We start from the raw sequence: 1,087 nt of genomic DNA on the forward strand, positions 1-1,087 counted from the left end.
CTCTCAGCGCTGTTCTACCTGCTCCATTCCTGGGCGATAGATGTCCTCCCACAGTTCTAGCGGGCCTTCCTCATCGCTGAAGAGAGTGCGGAGTACCAGGACCGGCACCGGTGCGTCCGGGGGGAGGTCGATTGAGAACTCTCCCAGCTCGTTGGTGGAGGCGAGCCGGGCGAACCGGCGTTCAGGGCCTGCAGTGATCTCCCGACCGGTCCGCTGGGAGTAGAGCTCGTGCCTGAACGTGGGGGTCGGGCCTGGGTCTAGGAGCTCCGGTAGCACGGCCAGGGCGCGGGTGTGGATGAAGTTCAGGCCCAGGATGGTCGGCCGCCCATCGCGGACGAATGTCCGGCTTCGCACCACGATCTCGTCGTACAGCTCGATGCCCAGTTCATCAGCGACTCGCGGGTCCGCGCACGACCGCAGTTCTGACCTCCGGTTCTCTGCGGTCTCCTTCGGGGAGTACGGCTGGCCGGTCCGGTTGAGCCTGGCAAGCCTGCCGGCCCCGGTGACAGAGGTGGGGGCGTCCGAAGGCGCGAGCACCGTTGTGCCGTGCCCCCGCGAGGACTTCACCAGCCCTTCGGCCTCAAGGACCTGGATGGCGCGGTGCACCGTGGCGGTGGATCCGAGGCCTGCCCGGACCAGCTCCCTGATGTGCGGCAGTCGTGCGCCTGGGGCGTACGTGCCATCCGCGATCTGAGCTGCCAGATCGTCTGCGATCTGACGCCACTTGGGCACTTTCGGAGGCATTTGGTCTCCCTTCATCGACCCCCTCAGTGAAGCACAGTTCTAGAAGAGTTGACAGTTCTAGAACTGCGGGGCACAGTCGTACTTGCAACACGAACTGACCCCGACTCAGGCGGGGCCGATTTGTGGTGCGAAACAGCGCAGCCCCGGTGCGTGAACACCGGGGCTGCTGTCCGGGCCGTTCCATGTGAGAGGAGCACGACCCATGAACCACATCGTTGCTGGTCAGTTAGTTGTTACGGCGAACGACGCTTGCCCCCTGTGCGGCTACTGGACGTGCCGCTGCAAGAGGGTCGGGGTCGAGTCGTTGGAGTTCGACTCACTGGCCGGGCAGGACGCGCTGCGC

1 protein-coding gene is annotated in these 1,087 nt (G+C 65.2%); it reads right to left on the minus strand.

Going from position 1 to position 1,087, the window contains the following annotated elements; genetic code table 11:
- Nucleotides 1–3: 3 nt before the first annotated feature.
- Nucleotides 4–744 carry a GntR family transcriptional regulator gene (locus AC1DYK_RS35385; protein ID WP_457493408.1) on the minus strand — a complete coding sequence of 247 codons (741 nt, stop codon included), beginning with the start codon at nt 742–744 and terminating at the stop codon, nt 4–6.
- Nucleotides 745–1,087: the final 343 nt, after the last annotated feature.

It is taken from the genome of Variovorax sp. P2_H12 (assembly GCF_056403395.1).

Coding starts and splice junctions, on each gene's coding strand:
- AC1DYK_RS35385 (WP_457493408.1), bottom strand. CDS start 744: ATGCCTCCGAAAGTGCCCAAGTGGCGTCAGATCGCAGACGATCTGGCA.